General features: G+C 71.9%; 15 protein-coding genes. 12 read left to right on the top strand and 3 right to left on the bottom strand.

The annotated features are described in order from the left end of the window. Window positions 1-33: 33 nt before the first annotated feature. The 6 genes from P8A20_RS09720 (at window position 34) to P8A20_RS09695 (ending at window position 6865) form a co-directional block, all read left to right on the top strand. Window positions 34-1191, top strand: a complete 1158-nt coding sequence (locus tag P8A20_RS09720) for an ABC transporter ATP-binding protein (RefSeq protein WP_147959735.1) — start codon at window positions 34-36, stop codon at window positions 1189-1191. Further along, a complete protein-coding gene (locus P8A20_RS09715; protein WP_306103343.1) occupies window positions 1188-2102 on the top strand; it encodes an ABC transporter permease in 915 nt (304 codons plus the stop codon). The genes P8A20_RS09720 and P8A20_RS09715 overlap by 4 nt, the downstream gene beginning before the upstream one ends. Then, complete coding sequence (locus P8A20_RS09710) at window positions 2102-2905, top strand: ABC transporter permease (protein ID WP_147959737.1); 804 nt, start codon at window positions 2102-2104, stop codon at window positions 2903-2905. The genes P8A20_RS09715 and P8A20_RS09710 overlap by 1 nt, the downstream gene beginning before the upstream one ends. A 21-nt stretch (window positions 2906-2926) precedes the next feature. Continuing rightward, window positions 2927-4342 (top strand): NAD(P)/FAD-dependent oxidoreductase, encoded by a 1416-nt coding sequence (locus P8A20_RS09705; protein WP_147959738.1) that lies wholly within the window; start codon window positions 2927-2929, stop codon window positions 4340-4342. A 140-nt stretch (window positions 4343-4482) separates the two neighbouring features. After that, on the top strand, window positions 4483-4941 hold the full coding sequence (locus P8A20_RS09700) for a hypothetical protein (protein WP_306103342.1): 459 nt from the start codon (window positions 4483-4485) through the stop codon (window positions 4939-4941). 85 nt (window positions 4942-5026) lie between these two features. Continuing rightward, a complete protein-coding gene (locus P8A20_RS09695; RefSeq protein WP_306103341.1) occupies window positions 5027-6865 on the top strand; it encodes a chitinase in 1839 nt (612 codons plus the stop codon). Here the strand turns inward: P8A20_RS09695 and P8A20_RS09690 are convergent. Further along, a complete protein-coding gene (locus tag P8A20_RS09690; RefSeq protein WP_371606104.1) occupies window positions 6850-7422 on the bottom strand; it encodes a phosphatase PAP2 family protein in 573 nt (190 codons plus the stop codon). The genes P8A20_RS09695 and P8A20_RS09690 overlap by 16 nt on opposite strands. Before the next feature lie 373 nt (window positions 7423-7795). After that, a complete protein-coding gene (gene gabT / locus P8A20_RS09685) occupies window positions 7796-9136 on the bottom strand; it encodes a 4-aminobutyrate--2-oxoglutarate transaminase (RefSeq protein ID WP_306103340.1) in 1341 nt (446 codons plus the stop codon). 256 nt (window positions 9137-9392) lie between these two features. Here gabT and P8A20_RS09680 point away from each other — a divergent pair, with 256 nt between their 5' ends. The 3 genes from P8A20_RS09680 (at window position 9393) to P8A20_RS09670 (ending at window position 15069) form a co-directional block, all read left to right on the top strand. Continuing rightward, window positions 9393-11759 carry an ATP/GTP-binding protein gene (locus P8A20_RS09680; protein WP_306103339.1) on the top strand — a complete coding sequence of 789 codons (2367 nt, stop codon included), beginning with the start codon at window positions 9393-9395 and terminating at the stop codon, window positions 11757-11759. A gap of 118 nt (window positions 11760-11877) precedes the next feature. Continuing rightward, on the top strand, window positions 11878-13455 hold the full coding sequence (locus P8A20_RS09675; RefSeq protein WP_147959744.1) for a PucR family transcriptional regulator: 1578 nt from the start codon (window positions 11878-11880) through the stop codon (window positions 13453-13455). A gap of 168 nt (window positions 13456-13623) precedes the next feature. Next, the gene (locus P8A20_RS09670) at window positions 13624-15069 is read left to right on the top strand and encodes an aldehyde dehydrogenase family protein (RefSeq protein WP_147959745.1); all 1446 of its coding nucleotides are present in this window, start codon (window positions 13624-13626) and stop codon (window positions 15067-15069) included. Window positions 15070-15183: 114 nt separating this feature from the next. Here the strand turns inward: P8A20_RS09670 and P8A20_RS09665 are convergent, their stop codons facing one another. Next, a complete protein-coding gene (locus P8A20_RS09665; RefSeq protein ID WP_147959746.1) occupies window positions 15184-16749 on the bottom strand; it encodes an eCIS core domain-containing protein in 1566 nt (521 codons plus the stop codon). 365 nt (window positions 16750-17114) lie between these two features. Here P8A20_RS09665 and P8A20_RS09660 point away from each other — a divergent pair, with 365 nt between their 5' ends. From P8A20_RS09660 to P8A20_RS09650, 3 genes are all read left to right on the top strand, one after another. Further along, window positions 17115-19061 (top strand): acyl-CoA dehydrogenase family protein, encoded by a 1947-nt coding sequence (locus P8A20_RS09660; protein ID WP_147959747.1) that lies wholly within the window; start codon window positions 17115-17117, stop codon window positions 19059-19061. Window positions 19062-19139: 78 nt separating this feature from the next. Then, on the top strand, window positions 19140-20384 hold the full coding sequence (gene aroA / locus P8A20_RS09655; RefSeq protein ID WP_306103338.1) for a 3-phosphoshikimate 1-carboxyvinyltransferase: 1245 nt from the start codon (window positions 19140-19142) through the stop codon (window positions 20382-20384). A gap of 38 nt (window positions 20385-20422) precedes the next feature. After that, window positions 20423-20917: a nucleotidyltransferase domain-containing protein gene (locus P8A20_RS09650; protein WP_371606103.1), complete on the top strand. Its 495-nt coding sequence runs from the start codon at window positions 20423-20425 to the stop codon at window positions 20915-20917. Window positions 20918-20953 lie beyond the last annotated feature (36 nt).

Below are 20953 nucleotides of genomic sequence, written 5' to 3'. Positions count from 1 at the left end.
CGAACTCCCCCGACACCACTGGGACCGCGACCCATGACACAGCAGCAGACAGAGGGCGGCGACGTCCGTCTCACCGGGATCAGCAAGACCTACGGCTCCTTCACCGCAGTGCACCCCCTCGACCTGACCGTCCCGCGGGGTTCGTTCTTCGCGCTGCTCGGCGCGTCCGGCTGCGGGAAGACCACCACCCTGCGCATGATCGCGGGTCTGGAGGAGGCCACCACCGGCACGGTCTCGCTCGGCGGCCGCGACATCACCGGCCTGCCCCCGTACAAGCGCCCCGTCAACACCGTCTTCCAGAGCTACGCGCTCTTCCCGCACCTCGACGTCACCGAGAACATCGCCTTCGGGCTGCGCCGCCGCGGCATCAAGTCGGTGAGCAGGCAGGTCGGCGAGATGCTGGACCTCGTCCAGCTCGGCGACTTCGCCCGGCGCAAACCGCACCAGCTCTCCGGCGGCCAGCAGCAGCGCGTCGCTGTGGCCCGCGCGCTCATCAACCACCCCCAGGTGCTGCTCCTCGACGAGCCCCTGGGCGCCCTCGACCTCAAACTGCGCCGGCAGATGCAGCTCGAACTCAAGCGGATCCAGACCGAGGTCGGCATCACGTTCATCCACGTCACCCACGACCAGGAGGAGGCCATGACCATGGCCGACACCGTCGCGGTGATGAACGGCGGCCGGGTCGAACAGCTGGGCGCCCCCGCCGACCTGTACGAGAACCCCAGGACCACCTTCGTGGCCAACTTCCTCGGCACCTCCAACCTCATAGAGGGGGAGATCGTGTCCAGGGGGACGGACGTCGTCGTCTCGGCCGGCGGCGGGAAGCTCACCCTGCCCGGCGGGCGATGTACCGCCCCCGCGGGGAACGGGGAGAAGCTGCTCGTCGGCGTCCGCCCCGAGAAGATATCCCTCACCCACACCGACGACGCGGACCGGATACCCGACGGCCGCAACCGGGTCACCGGCCGCATCACGGACTCCAGCTTCATCGGAGTGTCCACGCAGTACGTCGTCGAGAGCCCGGCCGGCACCGCGCTCCAGGTCTACGAGCAGAACATCGAGCGCGACAGCCGGCTCGGCCCCGGCGCCGAGGTCGTCCTGCACTGGAACCCCGAGCACACCTTCGGACTCGACGCGGACCAGTCCATCGACGCGGGCGCCGGTACCGAAGGCCTGGAGGGAGCGGCGTGAGCGTCACGAAGGCGCCCGCCGCGGAGGCAGTGGTCCGCAAGCCGTCCACCCGCAGGCGGCTCGTGCCCTACTGGCTGCTGCTCCCCGGCATCCTGTGGCTGCTCGTCTTCTTCGCGCTGCCGATGGTCTACCAGGCGTCGACCTCCGTACAGACCGGATCCCTGGAGAAGGGCTTCGAGGTCACCTGGCACTTCCGGACCTACTGGGACGCCCTCACCGACTACTACCCGCAGTTCGTCCGCTCCCTCCTCTACGCGGGGACCGCCACGCTGCTGTGCCTGCTGCTCGGCTACCCGCTCGCCTATCTGATCGCGTTCAAGGCGGGCCGCTGGCGCAACCTGGTGCTCGTGCTGGTCGTCGCCCCGTTCTTCACCAGCTTCCTCATCCGGACGCTGGCCTGGAAGACGATCCTCGCGGACGGCGGCGCGGTCGTCGACGCGCTGAACACCCTGCACGTCCTGGACGTCACGGCCTGGCTCGGCTGGACCGAGAACAACCGGGTGCTGGCCACGCCCATGGCCGTCGTCTGCGGTCTGACGTACAACTTCCTGCCGTTCATGATCCTCCCGCTCTACACCTCGCTGGAACGCATCGACGGCCGGCTGCACGAGGCCGCGGGCGACCTGTACGCCACACCCGCCACCACCTTCCGCAAGGTGACGCTCCCGCTGTCCATGCCCGGGGTCGTCTCCGGCACGCTGCTGACGTTCATCCCCGCGAGCGGCGACTACGTCAACGCGGAACTCCTCGGCTCGACCGACACCAAGATGGTCGGCAGCGTCATCCAGGCCCAGTTCCTGCGGGTCCTGGACTATCCGACCGCGGCCGCGCTCTCGTTCATCCTCATGGCGGTCGTCCTGCTCGTGGTCACCGTCTACATCCGCCGCTCCGGTACGGAGGACCTGGTCTGATGCCCGTACTCCGATGGATCCGCCGGAACCTGGTCGTGCTCGCCGGTCTGCTGACCCTCGCGTACATGATCCTGCCGAACGTCGTCGTCATGGTGTTCTCCTTCAACAGGCCGAAGGGGCGCTTCAACTACGCCTGGCAGGAGTTCTCCCTGGACGCCTGGAAGGACCCCTGCGGCGTCGCCGACCTCTGCGGTTCGCTGTCGCTCTCGCTGCGGATCGCCTTCTGGGCGACCGTCGGCGCGACCGCGCTCGGCACGATGATCGCCTTCGCGCTGGTCCGCTACCGCTTCCGGGCCCGTGGCGCGGTCAACTCGCTGATCTTCCTGCCGATGGCGATGCCCGAGGTCGTCATGGCGGCCTCGTTGCTCACCCTGTTCCTCAACATGGGTGCCCGGCTCGGCTTCTGGACCGTGCTGATCGCCCACATCATGTTCTGCCTCAGCTTCGTGGTGACGGCCGTCAAGGCACGGGTGATGTCGATGGACCCACGGCTGGAGGAGGCCGCCCGTGATCTGTACGCGGGCCCGGTGCAGACGTTCGTCCGGGTGACCCTCCCGATCGCCGCCCCGGGAATCGCCGCGGGAGCGCTGCTCGCATTCGCGCTGTCCTTCGACGATTTCATCATCACCAATTTCAACGCGGGCTCCACGGTGACGTTCCCCATGTTCGTCTGGGGATCGGCCCAGCGTGGAACACCTGTGCAGATCAACGTCATCGGCACGGCCATGTTCGTCATCGCCGTTGCGGTGGTTCTCGCCGGGCAGCTCGTCGCGAACCGGCGGAAGAGCAATGCGGGAAACTAGAACCCGAAGGAGTTGGAAACCATGGCCCCGGATGCCATGCGTGAGGCCGCACGATCACTCTCGGACGCGCGTCCCCTGTCCTACTGGCTGGACGACCCCGGAAAGCCGGTGGCCCGTCCCGCGCTGACCGGTGACGAACGGTGCGATCTGCTGGTCGTGGGCGGCGGTTACAGCGGACTGTGGACCGCTCTGATCGCCAAGGAACGGGATCCCGGGCGCGATGTCGTCCTCGTCGAGGGTGACGAGGTGGGCTGGGCGGCCTCGGGCCGCAACGGCGGATTCTGCGCCGCCTCGCTGACGCACGGCCTGGCCAACGGTCTGGAGCGCTGGCCGGACGAGATCGGGAAGCTGGAGGCGCTGGGTGCGCGGAACCTCGACGCCATCGAGGAGACCGTCACCCGCCACTCCATCGGCTGCGAATTCGAACGCACCGGCGAGATCGATGTCGCCACTCAGCCCCACCAGCTCGATGAGCTGCGCGAATGGCACAGCAGGACCCAGGAGCTCGGCCTCGGAGGATTCGAATTCCTGGACCGGGACCAGATGCGCCGCGAGGTCGACTCGCCGACGTTCCTCGGCGGCCTGCTGGACCGGCGGGGCGTCGCCATGCTGCATCCGGCGAAGCTCGCCTGGGGCCTGAAGGAGGCCTGCCTCGGTCTCGGCGTACGGGTCTTCGAGTACACCCCCGGCCTCGAACTCGTCCGGTCCGGCGCCGGCATGGCGGTGCGCACGCCCTACGGCAGGGTGTTCGCGCGTGACGTCGCTCTCGGCACGAACATCTTCCCGTCACTGGTGAAGCGGGTGCGTCCGTACACGGTCCCGGTGTACGACTACGCGCTGATGACGGAGCCGCTGACCGCGGATCAGCTCGCCTCGGTCGGCTGGCGCAACCGGCAGGGGCTGGGGGACAGCGCCAATCAGTTCCACTATTTCCGGCTGTCCGCGGACAACCGGATCCTGTGGGGCGGATACGACGCCGTGTATCCGTACGGCGGCCGGCTGAATTCCGCGCTGGACCAGCGCCCGGAGACCTTCCTGAAACTCGCCGGCCAGTTCTTCGACTGCTTTCCGCAGCTGTCCGGTGTGCGTTTCAGCCATGCGTGGGGCGGGGCGATCGACACGTGTTCCCGGTTCTCCGCGTTCTTCGGCACGGCTCATCGCGGCCGGGTCGCCTACGCAGCCGGATTCACCGGACTGGGCGTCGGGGCCACACGCTTCGGCGCCGAGGTCATGCTCGACCTGCTGTCGGGCGGGCAGACCGAACGGACCGCACTCGCCATGGTCCGCTCGAAGCCGATGCCCTTCCCGCCCGAACCCTTCGCCTGGGCCGGGATCGAGCTCACCAAGCGGTCCCTGGCGCGGGCGGACAGCCGTGGCGGGCACCGCAACCTGTGGCTGCGGACCATGGACCGGCTCGGGCTGGGCTTCGACAGCTGAGGACGGACGCGCCGGCGGGGTGACCCACCTCACTTCCGACAGACGGCCGAACCCGCGTCATGATCCGCGTCCGGCCCTCTCTCTCCCGTGAACGCACCGGCAGGAACCTGCCGGTGTCCACGGGGAGAAGGAGGCAGTCCATGGCCGGCACGGGGACGAAGGCAGCGGTCGCATGGCTCGCGTCGGTGGCGCCGGATCCGGGCGCCGTACGGAGGGAGTGGGCGCGCAACCCCCGGGGGATGGCGCTCCTGCCCGCCGGGAAGCGCTGGGACGTGCTGATCGTTCCGGGGGAACTCGCCCATCCGACGCTCGACGTGCTCACCCGCCTCATCGACAGGCCGGGACCCGTCCTCGCGGACTTCGGGGAATCCCGGACGGGCTTCTTCGTGCCGCCCGGGACGGCGTCCCGCTGGGTCGGGACCGGCATCCGCGGGATCGGCGCGGGGGCGTGGATCGTCGTGCCCCGGCCGGGCAGCGCCGTGGGCGGGGTGCGCTGGCTGATCCCGCCGGACGGCTCGGGTGTGCTCACCGACGCGGGTCTCCTCGAACTCGCCCTGCACGAGGCGGCCGCGGCCCGGGGAGCGCGCGGCGGGGAGTGAGACGCCGCCAGAGGTCTTGACAACCTGATTGGTCTGGACCATGTTGAGCGCCTGCCGCTCAATCACCCCCTGCACGGAGGCTGTTGTGGAACGCACCGGATCCCGCACCGGACCACCCGCCCGTCTCTCCAGGCTCCTGGCCGTCTTCTCGGCCGGACTGCTCGCCGCCGGAGCCCTGGTCGCGACGGCGCCGGCCGCCGGAGCGGCCGACGCCGATCTGGCGCGCAACGGAGGCTTCGAGACGGGGCTGGACGGCTGGAGCTGCACCGGCGGCAGCGGCACCGTGGTCGGCTCACCCGTGCACAGCGGGACCTCGGCGCTGAAGGCGACACCGGCGGGCAGCGACAACGCCCGCTGTTCGCAGACGGTGAGCGTCAGGCCCGACTCCGCCTACACGCTGGGCGCGTGGGTGCAGGGAAGCTACGTCTACCTCGGGGCGTCCGGCACGGGCACCACCGACGTCTCCACGTGGACCCAGTCCGCCGGTGCGTACCAGCAGCTGACCACCAACTTCCGGACCGGCCCCGCGACCACGTCGGTGACGGTCTACACCCACGGCTGGTACGGCACCCCCGCGTACCACGCCGACGACCTCACCCTGACCGGCCCCGGCGGCGACCCCGTCGCCGTGCCCGCAGCCCCCACCGGTCTGCGGGCCGGTACGGCCACCGCCTCGGCCGTTCCGCTGTCCTGGACCCCCTCCGCCGGAGCCACCGGCTACCGCGTCCACCGCGGCGGCACCAAGGTCCTCGACACCACCGGCACCTCGGCGACCGTCACGGGGCTGGCCGCGTCGTCGGCGTACAGCTTCCAGGTCTCCGCGGTGAACGCCGCCGGCGAGTCGGCGAAGTCGGCGGCCGTGAGCGTCACCACGGCCGCCGGAGGCGGGGGAGGAAGCGACGGCGGACTCCCGGCCCACGCGCTCGTCGGCTACCTCCACTCCAGCTTCGCCAACGGCTCCGGCTACACGCGGATGGCCGACGTGCCGGACTCGTGGGACGTCATCAACCTCGCCTTCGGTGAGCCTACGTCCGTCACCTCGGGTGACATCCGCTTCTCGCTCTGCCCCGTCGCCGAGTGCCCGAACGTGGAGAGCGAAGCCGAGTTCAAGGCCGCCATCAAGGCCAAGCAGGCAGCCGGGAAGAAGGTGCTGATCTCGATCGGCGGCCAGAACGGACAGGTGCAGCTCGCCTCGACCGCTGCCCGCGACGCCTTCGTCAGCTCCGTCAGCAAGATCATCGACACCTACGGCCTCGACGGCCTGGACATCGACTTCGAGGGCCACTCGCTGTCACTCGCGACAGGCGACACCGACTTCCGCAGCCCGACGACCCCCGTCATCGTCAACCTGATCTCCGCGGTGAAGTCCCTCAAGGCCAAGTACGGGGCCGGGTTCGTCCTCACCATGGCCCCCGAGACCTTCTTCGTGCAGCTCGGCTACCAGTACTACGGCTCCGGCCCCTGGGGCGGCCAGGACCCGCGTGCGGGCGCCTATCTGCCCGTCATCCACGCGCTGCGCGACGACCTCACCCTGCTGCACGTCCAGGACTACAACTCGGGCTCGATCATGGGTCTGGACAACCAGTACCACTCCATGGGCGGCGCCGACTTCCACATCGCCATGACGGACATGCTGCTCACCGGCTTCCCCGTCGCGGGCGACCAGACCAAGGTCTTCCCCGCGCTGCGCCCCGAACAGGTGGCCTTCGGCCTCCCCGCGTCCACCCAGGCCGGCAACGGCCACACCTCACCCGCGGAGGTCACCAAGGCGCTCAACTGCCTGACGAAGAAGACCGACTGCGGCACCTACCGGACCCACGGCACCTGGTCCGGGCTGCGCGGGCTGATGACCTGGTCGATCAACTGGGACCGCTTCAACAACTGGGAGTTCTCGAAGAACTTCGACGCCTACTTCGGCGGCTGACCGCTCCTCGTGACCGCCCGCAGGGCGAGCAGCAGCACCCCGCTCAGGCACCAGCCGGCCACCACGTCCAGCGGCCAGTGGTAGCCGCGCAGCACCAGACCGACGCTCGTCGCCGCCGTCAGCAGGACGGCGGCGACGAGCGTCACCCATGACCGCCTCATGTACGGGGCGAGCAGGAGCGCCGCCGCCCCGTACGCCACCATCGCCGTGGTGGTGTGGCCCGAGGGGTAGTAGCCCGTAGCCTCCGTCAGCGGTCCCTGACGGTCCGTCCACAGCTTGAGCGGGACGACGAGCGCCGGAACGGCGGCCATGGCCACCACGGCGTACAGGGCGGCCCGCCGGGCGCGCCGGAACCACGCGACGAGGACCGCGCACGCCAGCACGGGGACGGCGACCTGCATGTTGCCGAGGTCGGCGAAGAGATCGGTGAGCCATGCGGGGCCGAGCCCCGCCAGCTCCAGGCCGAGTCGCTCGTCGGGACCCAGCAGCGGGCCGTCGGTCAGCACCTGCCAGGTGATCACGAGGAGGAGCACCGGCAGCGCGACGGACGCCCACACGAGAAGAACCGGCCACCGGGGAACAGGGGGGATTGTTCCGAGGTGGCCGGTCGGACCGGGTTGCCGCGCGCCCCGGGGGGTGTGGGGCGGGCGGCCATCCGATCGGTGAGGAGTCCCGGAGCCCGAAGCTCCAGCGGTGTGCGCGATGGCACGGCCGGTACGGCGCTGGGGGAGCCCCGGACCGGCATCACCCGCAGTCCCCTGCGGGCGGGGTGTTTCTCTCATCTGGGAAAACCGTACGTCAGGGGAAGCGGGCACCGGAAGTGACAACGGTATCCCGCCATGGCCCCCGCACACCTTCTTCACACGCCCTCACCTGGACGCCGGGGAACGCACCGTCGGACGGTGCCCGGCGCCCGGTGATTCGCACGTGTCAGAGCCGCGCGAACGCCTGCTCGATGATGTCCAGGCCCTCGTTCAGCAGGTTCTCGCCGATGACGAGCGGCGGCAGGAAGCGCAGGACGTTGCCGTACGTGCCGCAGGTCAGCACCAGCAGGCCCTCGGCGTGGCAGGCCTTGGCCAGAGCCCCCGCGGCGGCCGCGTCGGGCTCCTTCGAGCCGGACTTCACCAGCTCGATCGCGATCATGGCGCCTCGCCCGCGGATGTCACCGATGATGTCGCCGTTCGGAAGCTTCGCCCGCATCTCGGCGAGGCGGCCCTTCATGACCTCCTCGATACGCCTGGCCTTCCCGTTCAGGTCCAGCTCGCGCATCGTCTCGATGGCGCCGAGCGCACCCGCGCACGCCACCGGGTTGCCGCCGTACGTCCCGCCGAGGCCGCCCGCGTGCGCGGCGTCCATGATCTCGGCACGGCCCGTCACGGCGGAGAGCGGGAGGCCGCCCGCGATGCCCTTGGCCGTGGTGATCAGGTCGGGCACGATGCCCTCGTCCTCGCAGGCGAACCACTGGCCTGTGCGGCAGAAGCCGGACTGGATCTCGTCCGCGACGAAGACGATGCCGTTGTCCTTCGCGAACTGCGCGATCGCCGGGAGGAAGCCCTTGGCGGGCTCGATGAAGCCGCCCTCGCCGAGGACCGGCTCGATGATGATCGCGGCGACGTTGTCCGCGCCGATCTGCTTGGTGATCTCGTCGATGGCCTGGGCGGACGCCTCGGCCCCGGCGTTCTCGGCGCCGGTCGGCCAGCGGTAGCCGTACGCCACCGGCACCCGGTACACCTCGGGCGCGAACGGACCGAAGCCCTGCTTGTACGGCATGTTCTTCGCCGTCAGCGCCATCGTGAGGTTGGTGCGGCCGTGGTAGCCGTGGTCGAACACGACCACCGCGGTGCGCTTCGTCCAGGCGCGGGCGATCTTCACGGCGTTCTCGACGGCCTCGGCGCCCGAGTTGAACAGCGCGGACTTCTTGGCGTGGTCGCCCGGCGTCAGCTCGGCGAGCTGCTCGCAGACCTCGACGTAGCCCTCGTACGGCGTGACCATGAAACAGGTGTGGGTGAAGTCGGCGAGCTGCGCCGAGGCCCGGCGTACGACCGCCTCGGCGGAGGCGCCCACCGAGGTCACGGCGATGCCGGAACCGAAGTCGATCAGGCGGTTGCCGTCCACGTCCTCGATGATTCCGCCGCCCGCCCGGGCGGTGAAGACCGGCAGCGTGGAGCCCACACCGGCGGCGACCGCCGCGACACGGCGGGTCTGCAGCTCCGCCGACTTCGGGCCGGGGATGGCGGTGACGACGCGGCGCTCCTGCGGGATGTCGGACATGCGGGGCTCCTGGGGGTGTTTCGGACGCTTCTGTTTCTGCAGGCTAGGGGCGGGTGCGGGCAGCGGTCATGCTCCGATCGGGAGTGGTGGGAGAGTGTCCTTGTCCGCCACGGACAGATACCCCGGTGGAGCCGCCGGGGCACCGGTCCGCACCGACTCCGCCGGGCCGTACGGCCGCATGGCTGAACTCCCGGTGCCCGGGCACTAGATTGGCCGGTGCAGAGGACGGACCTGGCTGGTCAGGGGGCAGCGGTTCATGGACACCGAAGGCACGTACGACGCACGAGGCACGGGCGCGGAACGGGTGCCCCGCCCCGCCGGGCCACCGCCCGCGGCGCCACCGCCTCCTCCGTACGCCCCGCGGCCCAGGCGGCCGGAGGCGGGGGGCGCGGGCGTCGAGGAGTGGCTGCGCACCCCGCGCCCCGTGCGGGAACCGGGCGTCTGGCGCTACGGCCACGTCCCGCGCCCGCCCGAGAAGCCCGAGGGGGTGTCCGACCGCTCACTGCTGGTCGGCGTGCTCATCTCCGTACTCAGCGGACTGCTCCTGTGGTCCCTCTGGCGCAACGGCTACATCCCCTACCGGCTCGTCCCGCTGAAGCTGTTCACGCCCGGCGACTGGTGGTACGCCGGTACGTTCGGCGGGCCCCGGACGATCGAGGGCGCCGACGCCCTCACCGTCTACGAGGCCGTCCTCTTCGGGCTCCTGGTCTACGGCTGCGGGCGCCTGGGCAACTGGTCCGAGATCTTCCGCCGCCACGTCGCCGGCCGGGGGCAGCCCTTCCTCGGTCTGGCCACCGCGGCCGGAAGCGCCCTTGCCGAGCTCCTCGTGTGGAAGGACGCCGTGCCGCTGGTCAGGCCGGTGCTGATCCTCGTCGCCTCCGTCGCGGGCGGCGAGATCTACCAGAGCCAGACCGTCGTCAACGTGATCTACACCCTGATCGCCCTCGGCGTGCTCTGGCCGTTCGCCCGCCTCGGCCACTGGCGCGAGCTGATCGCCGCCCGGCGCGGCAAGGGCGCCGCCGTACCCGACGCCCCGGCCGGGCCGCCGGACGCGCCCACCCCCGATCAGTGGCCGGAGCTCCGTGAGGCGGGTATGAGGGACGCCGCCGAGGCCCTCACCGCCGAGGTCCGCACCGGCCGGATGAACGACGTCGACGTCGCCCGTCTGCGCCACGCCTGGCGCGTGGGGCGCGGCCACCCCGAGCGCCTCGCCGCGCTCACCGAGGCCGTCCTGCGCACCGGCGGAGCCGCCGCGCTCCACCCCTCCGGCGCCAGGGACCTGACGCGCCGCACCGTCCGGCACGACCTGCTCACCGGGCAGGTCCGCATCGGCAGCTGCACGGAGGACCCGCACAACCCGTACGTCCGGCGCGGTTCGGGCATCGCCCTGGAACCCGCACTTCTGGGCACCTCCCTGCTCGCCGTCGGCCCGCCCGGGGCCGGCAAGTCCGCCCGGCTGGTACGGCCGGTCGTCGAGTCCCTCGCGCTGCAGGCACTCGCCGGGCGGGCCGCGGTGCTCGCCGTCGGCGGCGCCGGGAGCGACCTCGGCCCGGACGACGCGTTCGACGTCGTGGTGCGGATCGGCGACCCGGCCTCCGTGCACGACTTCGACCTCTACGGAGGCACGACCGACCCCGACGAGGCCGCGAGTGTGCTCGCGGAGGGACTCGTGGGCGATGTGACCCACCTGGACAGCAGGCGCGCCGCCACCGTCCTCGCCCAGCTGCTCGGCCCCTACCGCGCCGTGCACGGACACTTCCCCGGAGTACCCGCGCTCCGCGAACTCCTGGACGGCGACGTCGCCGCGATCGACGCGCTCCGGGAGGCCCTCGGCGCGGGCGGCCACCAGGCGATGCTCCGCGAGCTGGAGGCCCGCACCCGTCAGAAGGGCGGGGCGGGGGACCCCGGACCGGTGCTCGCCGACCGCATCGCGCTGCTCGACCGCCCCGCGTTCGCGCCGTTCTTCGCCACCGGGGAACAGGCCCGCCCGTTCTCCCTGCGCTCCCTCGGCCACCTGCCGCTCCGTGTCAGGATCGACCTTCCCGAGCGGGCGCACGCCGAGGCGTCGCGGCTGCTCACCCGGCTCGTCCTCGCCCAGTTCACCGCGATCACGGCAGCTCGCGCCGACCGGTCCCTCTTCGTCTGCCTGGTCCTGGACGACGCCACGCACACCGTCACCGCGGAGACCGTCCGGGGCATCCGGCGCCTGCGGTCGGTCAACGCCGGAGCGCTCCTGACGCTGCGGACCGTCGACGACGTCCCCGAAGGGCTGCACACCGCGCTGCTCGGCGCCGTCGGCTGCTGCATGGCCTTCAGCGGGGTCACCACCTGGGACGGCAAGCGCTTCGCCGAGGTCTGGGGCAAGGAGTGGGTGGAGACCCGCGAGGTCGCCCAGCACGCGGTCTTCGCCGACCAGCCGTTCACCCGCGCCCTGCACGGCCTGCGCAAGCTCGTCACCGGCAAGGCCGTGACCAGGGACGCCGTGACCGTGCGGCGGGTCGAGCGGGAGCGCTGGTCCGCGTCGGAGCTCGCCTACCAGGTGCCCCCCGGGCACGCGGTGCTGTCACTGACGACGGTGGAGGGTGAGCACGCGCCCCCGCTCCTGGTCACGCTGGACGGCTGAGCGAGGTTACGGGGACCCTGCCGCCCTGGCAGAATCGAACGCGGTCGTCTGTACGGGGCGGCGCATTCGAGCCGTCCGCCCGGGCGGCGCCATCGACTCCCAGAGGTCCGGCGGTCCCATGCCACCCACTCTCGCCTCGCTCGTCCAGCACACGGCGCTCAAGCTCACCGTCCGGGCGGGCGCCGACCGGCTCGGCACACCCGTGCGGTGGGCGCACGCCAGCGAACTCGCCGACCCGGTCCCGTACATGGAGGGCGGGGAGCTGCTCCTCGTCACCGCGACCAATCTCGACGCCCGGGACCCGGGCACGATGCGCCGGTACGTCCAGAGGCTGGCCGGCGCCGGAGTCGCGGGGATCGGTTTCGGCGTGGGCGTCACCTACGAGGAGATCCCGCCGGCGCTCGTCGACGCAGCCGAGGAGGCCGGCCTCCCGCTCCTGGAAGTACCCCGGCTCACGCCGTTCCTGGCCATCAGCAAGGCGGTGTCAGGGGCGATCGCCGCGGACCAGTACCGGTCGGTCACGGCCGGGTTCGAGGCCCAGCGGGAACTCACCCGTGCCGCGGTCGCCGGGGACGGCCCCGCGGAGCTGCTCACCCGCCTCGCCGCGAACGTCGACGGATGGGCCGCGCTGTACGACTCCGCCGGCGCAGTCGTCGCCGCCGCGCCCGACTGGGCGGCACGCCGCGCCGCACGGCTCACGCCCGAGGTGGAGCGGCTGAGGGACCGCCCCGCCCCGGCCAGCGTGGTCGTCGGTGACAGCGAGAGCGACGACCGCGTCGAACTGCAGTCCCTGGGCACGGGCCGCCGCAACCGCGGTGCGCTGGCCGTCGGCACCGGGGCGGCCCTCGGTACGGCGGAGCGCTACGCGGTGCACTCCGCGGTCGCCCTGCTGACCCTGACCACGGCCCGTTCCCGCGCACTCCTGGGAGCGGAGCAGCGCCTGGGCGCCGCGGTCCTGAGGATGCTGCTGGCAGGTGAGTCCGACCACGCCCGGGCCGTCGCCGGGGACCTGTACGGCGGACTCCTCGACGCCCCCTTCCGGCTGCTGATCGCCGAGGCGCCGGCCCCCTCCGGGACGGAGCTGCTGGCGGAGACGATGGAGGCCGCAGCCTCCCGGTCCGGGGAGACCCTGCTGATGGTGCCCGAGGGCGAGCGCCTGGTGGTGCTGGCCGCCGACGGCGGCGGCGCGGTCGCGGCCTGCGCGGCCCACGCCAGGGCCGCGGACGACCGGCCGGTGCGCGAGCCGGGCCCCGACGACTCCGACGTGGTCGTCGGCATGTCCGCCCCCTGCGGCCCCATCGCCGTCTCCGCCGCGTACAAGCAGGCCGAACAGGCTCTCTCGGTCGCCCGCAGACGGGGCAGAGCCATGGTCGAGCACGAGGAGCTCGCCGCCGGCTCCGTCCTGCCGCTCCTGGCGGACGACGCCGTACGGGCCTTCGCCGACGGAATGCTCCGGCCGCTGCACGAGCACGACGCGAAGGGCCGCGGCGATCTCGTGGACTCCCTGCGCGCCTGGCTCTCCCGGCACGGCCAGTGGGACGCCGCCGCCGCCGACCTGGGCGTCCACCGCCACACCCTGCGCTACCGGATGCGGCGGGTGGAGGAGATCCTGGGCCGCTCGCTGGACGACCCGGACGTCCGGATGGAGCTGTGGCTCGCCCTCAAGACGACGTCCGCCTCCGCCGGCGGCCGGTAGCCGGGCCCGCGACGACGAACCGCTACGACAAACCGGCGCACCCGGGCACCGGTCCACTCCACGGCGGACAAGCCTCATCCGAGCCGGGCCGCCCTACGGTGGGGCCGAAGGGCGCCCTCACGGTGCCCGGCGATCGTCGTACACCACCCCTGAAGGGCCGGAACCGCCATGACTTCCACGCACGCCTTCTGGCTGGCCGGCCGCCAGGCCACCGGCGAGGACAGCTTCGACGTCACCAACCCCTGGGACGGACGTCTCGTCGGCACGGTCTCCGTGCCCACCGACGACCAGGTCGAGGAGGCCGTCGCCGCCGCGTACGCCGTGCGCGAGGAGTTCGCCGCGACCCCGGCGCACGTACGCGCAGCCGCGCTCGACCACGTCCAACGCCGCCTCACCGAGCGCACCGAGGAGATCGCCCAGCTGATCTCCGCCGAGAACGGCAAGCCGATCAAGTGGGCCCGCGGCGAGGTCGGCCGGGCCGTCTCCGTCTTCCGGTTCGCCGCCGAGGAGGCCCGCCGCTTCAACGGCGGCGACGCCCAGCGGCTGGACACCGACGCGGGCGGGACCGGCCGTCTCGCCCTGACCCGGCGCTTCCCGCGCGGGCCCGTGCTCGGTATCGCGCCCTTCAACTTCCCGCTCAACCTCAGCGCCCACAAGGTGGCCCCGGCCATCGCCGTCGGCGCTCCGATCATCCTCAAGCCGGCCCCGGCCACCCCGGTCTCGTCGCTGATCCTGGGTGAACTGCTGGCCGAGACGGACCTGCCGGCCGGCTCCTGGTCCGTGCTGACCGTGCCCAACGACAAGATGCCCGCCCTGGTCCAGGACGAGCGGCTGCCGGTGATCTCCTTCACCGGCTCCGGCCCCGTCGGCTACTCGATCATGGAGTCGGTGCCGCGCAAGCACTGCACCCTGGAGCTCGGCGGCAACGGAGCGGCGGTCGTGCTCGGCGACTGGTCGTCCGAGGAGGACCTGGACCTGGCCGCGACCCGCATCGCGACCTTCTCCAACTACCAGGGCGGCCAGTCCTGCATCTCGGTGCAGCGCGTCATCGCCGACGCCACCGTCTACGACCGGCTCGTGCCGAAGATCGTCGCGGCCGTCGAGGCCCTGGTGACCGGCGACCCCTCCGACGCGGCCACCGACGTGGGCCCGCTCGTCAGCGAGGACGCGGCCCGCCGGGTCGAGTCCTGGGTCGACGAGGCCGTCACCGCCGGCGCCACCCTGCTCACCGGTGGCAAGCGCGACGGCGCGACCTACGCACCCACGGTCCTCGCCGACCTCCCCGACACCACGACGATCGCCTGCGAGGAGGTCTTCGGCCCGGTCCTGTACGTCCGCAGGACGCACGGCGAGGCCGAGGCCTTCGCCGCCGCCAACGACTCCAGGTACGGGCTCCAGGCGGGCGTCTTCACCCACGACCTGCAGACCGCCTTCCGCGCCCACCGGGCCCTGGAGGTGGGCGGCGTGGTCATCGGCGACGTGCCCTCCTACCGCGCGGACCAGATGCCGTACGGCGGCGCCAAGCAGTCCGGGGTGGGCCGCGAGGGCGTGCGCTACGCCATGGACGACTACACCTACGAGCGCGTCCTGGTCCTCACCGGCCTGGCCCTGTAGCCAGGTCCACCGCCAAGGACGGCCGGAGCCCGCTGTGCGGGGGCTCCGGCCGTCCGGTGTATCCGGCCTGGCGTGCCCTGAGGCCGGCGCCCGCCACGGGCAGGCCCGTCGTCCCTACGCCCGCTCCCAGTCCGACTCCGAGTCGGACGGGAGGTGCTGGGCGCTGGTCATGCGGGTCTGGCCGGTCTCCTGCTCCGCCTTCTTCCGGCCTGCCGCGGTCTGCTCCAGGATCCGGTTCCGGAACTCGTAGTCGCGGGGCGCGGCGGCGGCCCCGACCTGCTGGAGCACGCCGCCCTCCAGCCAGTCAGGTGCCCGCCACCTGAACATCTCACCGTGCGACCCGGACGGGACCACGCGGTAGCCGTACTCCGCTCCGAGCGTGGCGTTGACCGCGGTGAACGTCATCTGGCAGGCGCCGCACGCCTTCTTCACGCCGCCCATGTGCACTTCCTTGATCTTGCCTTTGCCCAGCGGCCACGGATTCCCCTCCCAGGACGAGATCTGCTCGCCGAGCAGGGTCATCTCGCCGTGGACGGAGGCGTCCTTCTTGGAGTGCTCCGCGTTGCAGGTCCACGTGCCCACCGACGACCGCAGCGCCCGCGCGGTGGCTGGGAGATCCGGATCGTCCCTGTGCACACCCTCGTAGTCCCCGGAAAGCGTCGCCCGCAGCTTGAGCTGGTCCTTGCGGCGGCGGGAATCCTCCGACAGCGGCGCGTCATGGTCCAGGGCGGTCCCGACAGAAGCGAGCCCCGCCTGCTGCTTCTCCTCGGACAGCTTCTTCTGACCGGAGTTGGACGAGTACCGCAGCCCCACCTCCGGCACGTTCGCGACCGCCACGTGCGGTGTCCTCCGCGCGTTCGGTGCGTGTGCCTCCCGCGCCATCCGGTCAAGGGTGCGCAGGTTCGCCGACCGGGTCCCCTCCTTGCTCGGTTTCGTCTGCCGGTAGCGCGGCGGGCCCTGCTCCTCGTCCTCGTCGGCCCGCTGCACCTGCGGAGCCCGTTGAACCTCAGGAGCAGGCTGCACGTGCGGTGTCCCGGCACCGGGGGCGGCCCCCGGTTCGGGCGCCGCCTCGGCGGTCACCGGCGGCGCCTGCGCCATGACCCGGGTCGCGTTCGCCTCGGCCTCCCGCTCGAAACGGTCGCCAGGATCCGACATCCGGAGCCCCCCGCCGTCGTCGGTGCCCGCCACCGGACCCTGCCGCTGCTGGATCACGTGCGTCAGCTCGTGCGCCAGGGTGTGCTTGTCGCCGCCGCCCTCACCGAGAACCACATGGTTGCCCGAGGTGTAGGCGCGCGCCCCGATCTCCCCGGCCGAACGCCGCGCTTCCGTGCCCTGGTGCACCCGCACATCGGAGAAGTCCTGGCCGAGACGCGCCTCCATCTCCTGCCGCACCGGGTCCGCCAGCGGGCTGCCCGCCCCGCGCAGCACGTCATGGACGGCGGACCGCTGCACCTGTGTCCCGGGCGCCTCCCCGTGGCCGCACCCGGGCCCGTGCTCGTGGCGCTCCTGCTCCATCGCCCGGAGTACGGCGGCGTTGCCCGCGGCGCGCTGCAGAGCCAGCAGCGCACCGGCCCCGGGAGCGGTGGCCTGCGTGCCGGGCAGCGGGCCGGTCCGGGCGCGCCGCACCGGCGTCTGCCGCCGGCTGTCTCCCGATGACCGCTGCGGCTCGTGTGCGTGCATTGCGTTCCCTCTATCCGTGCGTCTCGCCGTCTCCGGCGAGCCACGCTGCCATGACCCGCCTCCCGCGGATAAGGGACGGGAGGGCAGCATCCGGGGCATGATCCGTCACCCGGGCTGCCCTGACGCGCCTGCCGCCCACCGGCCGGTGCCGGGGTGGGCGGGGTAGCCCGAGCGGCCGAGTCGTCCCGACCGACTTGGGAAGTCCGGGGTCCGGACCGCCCGGGGGTGTGCCGCTTCCACGGGCCACCGGGAGCCCCGCACAGGGTGGTGGGGGCGGCGCGGATCGGGTAGATACGGACAAGTGACACCGATCGGTACACGTACGGCCCGACCCATATCCCGACTCGCGGCGAGGTGAGCTCCTCATGTCCGCCCCATCCGACATCCCCCAGGCCCCCAAGGTCACCGAACGCGAAGCGCGGCAGGTGGCCGAGGCCGCACGTGAACAGGACTGGCGCAAGCCGAGTTTCGCCAAGGAACTCTTCCTCGGACGCTTCCGGCTGGACCTGATCCACCCCCACCCCCAGCCGGCCCCGGACGACGTACGGCGCGGCGAGGCGTTCCTCGCCCGGCTGCGCGAATTCTGCGAGACCAGGGTCGACGGCGCCCTCATCGAGCGCGAGGCCCGGATCCCCGACGAGGTGATCGACGGCCTCAAGGAACTCGGCGCCCTCGGCATGAAGATCGAGACCAGGTACGGAGGCCTGGGCCTGACCCAGGTCTACTACAACAAGGCTCTCGCGCTGGCCGGTTCGGCGAACCCCTCGATCGGCGCGCTGCTCTCCGCCCACCAGTCCATCGGCGTACCGCAGCCGCTGAAGATGTTCGGCACCCAGGAGCAGAAGGACGCTTTCCTGCCCCGCCTCGCGCGGACCGACATCTCCGCCTTCCTCCTCACCGAACCCGACGTCGGCTCCGACCCGGCACGCCTCGCGACCACGGCCGTCCCTGAGGGCGACGACTACGTCCTGGACGGTGTGAAGCTCTGGACGACCAACGGAGTCGTCGCCGACCTGCTCGTCGTCATGGCGCGCGTGCCGGAGTCCGAGGGACACAAGGGCGGCATCACCGCCTTCGTCGTCGAGGCAGGCTCCCCGGGCATCACCGTGGAGCACCGCAACGCCTTCATGGGGCTGCGCGGCATCGAGAACGGCGTGACCCGCTTCCACCAGGTCCGTGTCCCCGCGGCGAACCGGATCGGTCCCGAGGGTGCCGGTCTCAAGATCGCCCTCACCACGCTCAACACCGGACGGCTCTCGCTGCCCGCGATGTGCGTGGGCGTCGGCAAGTGGTCCCTGAAGATCGCCCGCGAATGGGCGGCGGTCCGCGAGCAGTGGGGCAGGGCGGTCGCCCGTCACGAGGCGGTCGGCGCGAAGATCTCCTTCATCGCCGCCACCACCTTCGCCCTCGAAGCGGTCGTCGACCTCTCCTCACAGATGGCCGACGAGAGCCGCAACGACATCCGTATCGAGGCCGCGCTCGCCAAGCTGTACGGCTCCGAGATGGGCTGGCTGATCTCCGACGAGCTCGTCCAGATCCGCGGCGGACGCGGCTTCGAGACCGCCGCCTCGCTCGCGGCCCGCGGCGAACGCGCCGTCCCCGCCGAGCAGATGCTCCGCGACATGCGGATCAACCGGATCTTCGAGGGCTCCACGGAGATCATGCACCTGCTGATCGCCCGAGAGGCCGTCGACGCCCACCTCAAGGTCGCCGGCGACATCATCGACCCCGACAAGCCGCTCTCCGACAAGGCGAGGGCGGGTGCCAACGCCGCCGGCTTCTACGCGCGCTGGCTTCCCAAACTGGTCAGCGGACCCGGGCAACTACCCACCTCCTACGCCGAGTTCCGTGTCCCGGGACACCCCGACCTCTCCGCGCACCTGCGGTACGTCGAGCGCTCCTCCCGGAAGCTGGCCCGCTCGACCTTCTACGCGATGTCCCGCTGGCAGGGCCGCATGGAGACCAAGCAGGGCTTCCTCGGCCGGATCGTCGACATCGGCGCCGAACTCTTCGCGATGAGCGCCGCCTGTGTCCGGGCGGAGCACCTGCGGGCCGACGACGACCACGGCCGCGAGGCGTACCAGCTCGCCGACGTGTTCTGCCGGCAGGCCCGCATCCGGGTGGAGGAGCTCTTCAACCGGCTGTGGTCCAACACGGACGACATCGACAAGCGCGTCGTGGACGGAGTCCTCTCCGGGACCTACACCTGGCTGGAGGAGGGAGTCATCGACCCCAGCGGCGACGGCCCCTGGATCGCCGACGCCGCTCCCGGCCCGGCCACCGGGGACGACGTCCACCGCACCATCCGCTGAACCCGTTACCCCTCGGGGCGCGTCCACTGCCTGGACGCGCCCCGCGGGCACGCCCTCCACAGGGCAAAATGGACGCCCGTGACCGTCATCGACATCCCCGGCTCCAAGTCCGTCACCGCCCGCGCGCTGTTCCTGGCGGCCGCGGCGGACGGCACCACCACCCTCCTGCGTCCCCTGCACTCGGACGACACCGAGGGGTTCACCGAGGGGCTGACCCGCCTCGGCTACGAGGTCGTCCTGGAGCCGGACCGGTGGCACATCGAGGGACGCCCCTCGGGGCCCGCCGCAGCCGATGCCGACGTCCACTGCCGCGACGGCGCCACCACCGCGCGCTTCCTGCCGACGCTCGCCGCGGCCGCGGCGTCCGGCACGTACCGCTTCGACGCCTCCGCGCAGATGCGCCGCCGCCCACTCGCACCCCTCACCGAGGCCCTGCGCACCCTGGGCGTCGACCTGCGCCACGAAGGAGCGGAGGGCCGCCACCCGCTGACGATCGAGGCCTCGGGCGTCAAGGGCGGCGAACTCACCCTCGACGCGGGGGAGTCGTCGCAGTACCTCACCGCCCTGCTGATGCTCGGGCCGCTCACCGCGGAGGGCCTGCGGATCGAGGTGACGGAGCTGGTCTCGGCGCCGTACGTCGAGATCACCCTCGCGATGATGCGCAGCTTCGGCGTCGGGGTGGTCCGGGAGGGGAACACCTTCACCGTCCCCCCGGGCGGCTACCGCGCCACCACCTACGCGATCGAGCCCGACGCGTCCACCGCGAGCTACTTCTTCGCCGCGGCGGCGCTCACCGGACGTGAGGTCACCGTCCCCGGACTCGGCACGGGCGCCCTCCAGGGGGACCTCCGCTTCACCGAGGTGCTGCGCCGGATGGGCGCGGACGTGCGGACGACCGCGGACTCCACGACCGTACGGTCCTCCGGCCGGCTCTCCGGTCTGACGGTCAACATGCGTGACATCTCCGACACCATGCCGACCCTCGCGGCGATCGCCCCGTACGCCACCTCGCCGGTACGCATCGAGGACGTCGCCAACACCCGGGTGAAGGAGTGCGACCGGCTGGAGGCCTGCGCGGAGAACCTGCGGAACATGGGGATCACCGTGCACACCGGGCCCGACTGGATCGAGATCCACCCCGGCACCCCGCACCCCACGGAGATCGTCACCCACGGCGACCACCGCATCGTGATGTCCTTCGCCGTCGCCGGCCTGCTCACGCCCGGCATGACCTACGACGACCCCGGCTGCGTACGCAAGACCTTCCCCCGCTTCCACGAGGAGTTCGCCGCGTTCGTGGAGCGGAGCTCCGCCGGGGAATGACGGTGCGCCCGGATGCGGGGCGCACTACGGTCACCCGCATGATGTCCCGTGACGAGGTCCTGTCCGTCCTGGCCCTGCTCCGCGCGGCGGGCACCGACGTGGTGATCGCCGGCGGCTGGGGCGTCGACGCCCTGCTCGGCGAGGAGACCCGCGAACACCGCGACCTCGACCTCCTGCACGTCCGAGAGCAGGAGCCGGCCGTCGTGGCGGCCCTGGAGTCGGCCGGCTACACCGAGACGCTCGACCGGCGCCCCGTCCGCTTCGTGCTCAGCCACCCGTCAGGACCCGAGATCGACCTGCATCCGCTGGAGTTCGCCGCCGACGGCTCGGCCGTCCAGTCCTCGTTCGACCCCGCGGAGCCCTTCCGCTACCCGGCGGCCTGCTTCGTCACGGGCACCATCGGGACGACCACCGTGCGCTGCGTCTCCGCGGAGCAGCAGGCGCTGTTCCACCAGGGCTACGAACCGGCCGGGCGGGATGTGGCGGACATGCGGCGGCTGAGGGAGAAGTTCGGCATCGAGACGCGTTTCTGATCCCCGGATGCCGCACAATCGAGCCTCGGCCGCGAT

The organism is Streptomyces sp. Alt3, from assembly GCF_030719215.1.
Lineage (GTDB): Bacteria > Actinomycetota > Actinomycetes > Streptomycetales > Streptomycetaceae > Streptomyces > Streptomyces glycanivorans.
The sequence above is the reverse complement of the archived record's forward strand: the minus strand, read 5'-3'. Positions and strand labels throughout refer to the sequence as shown.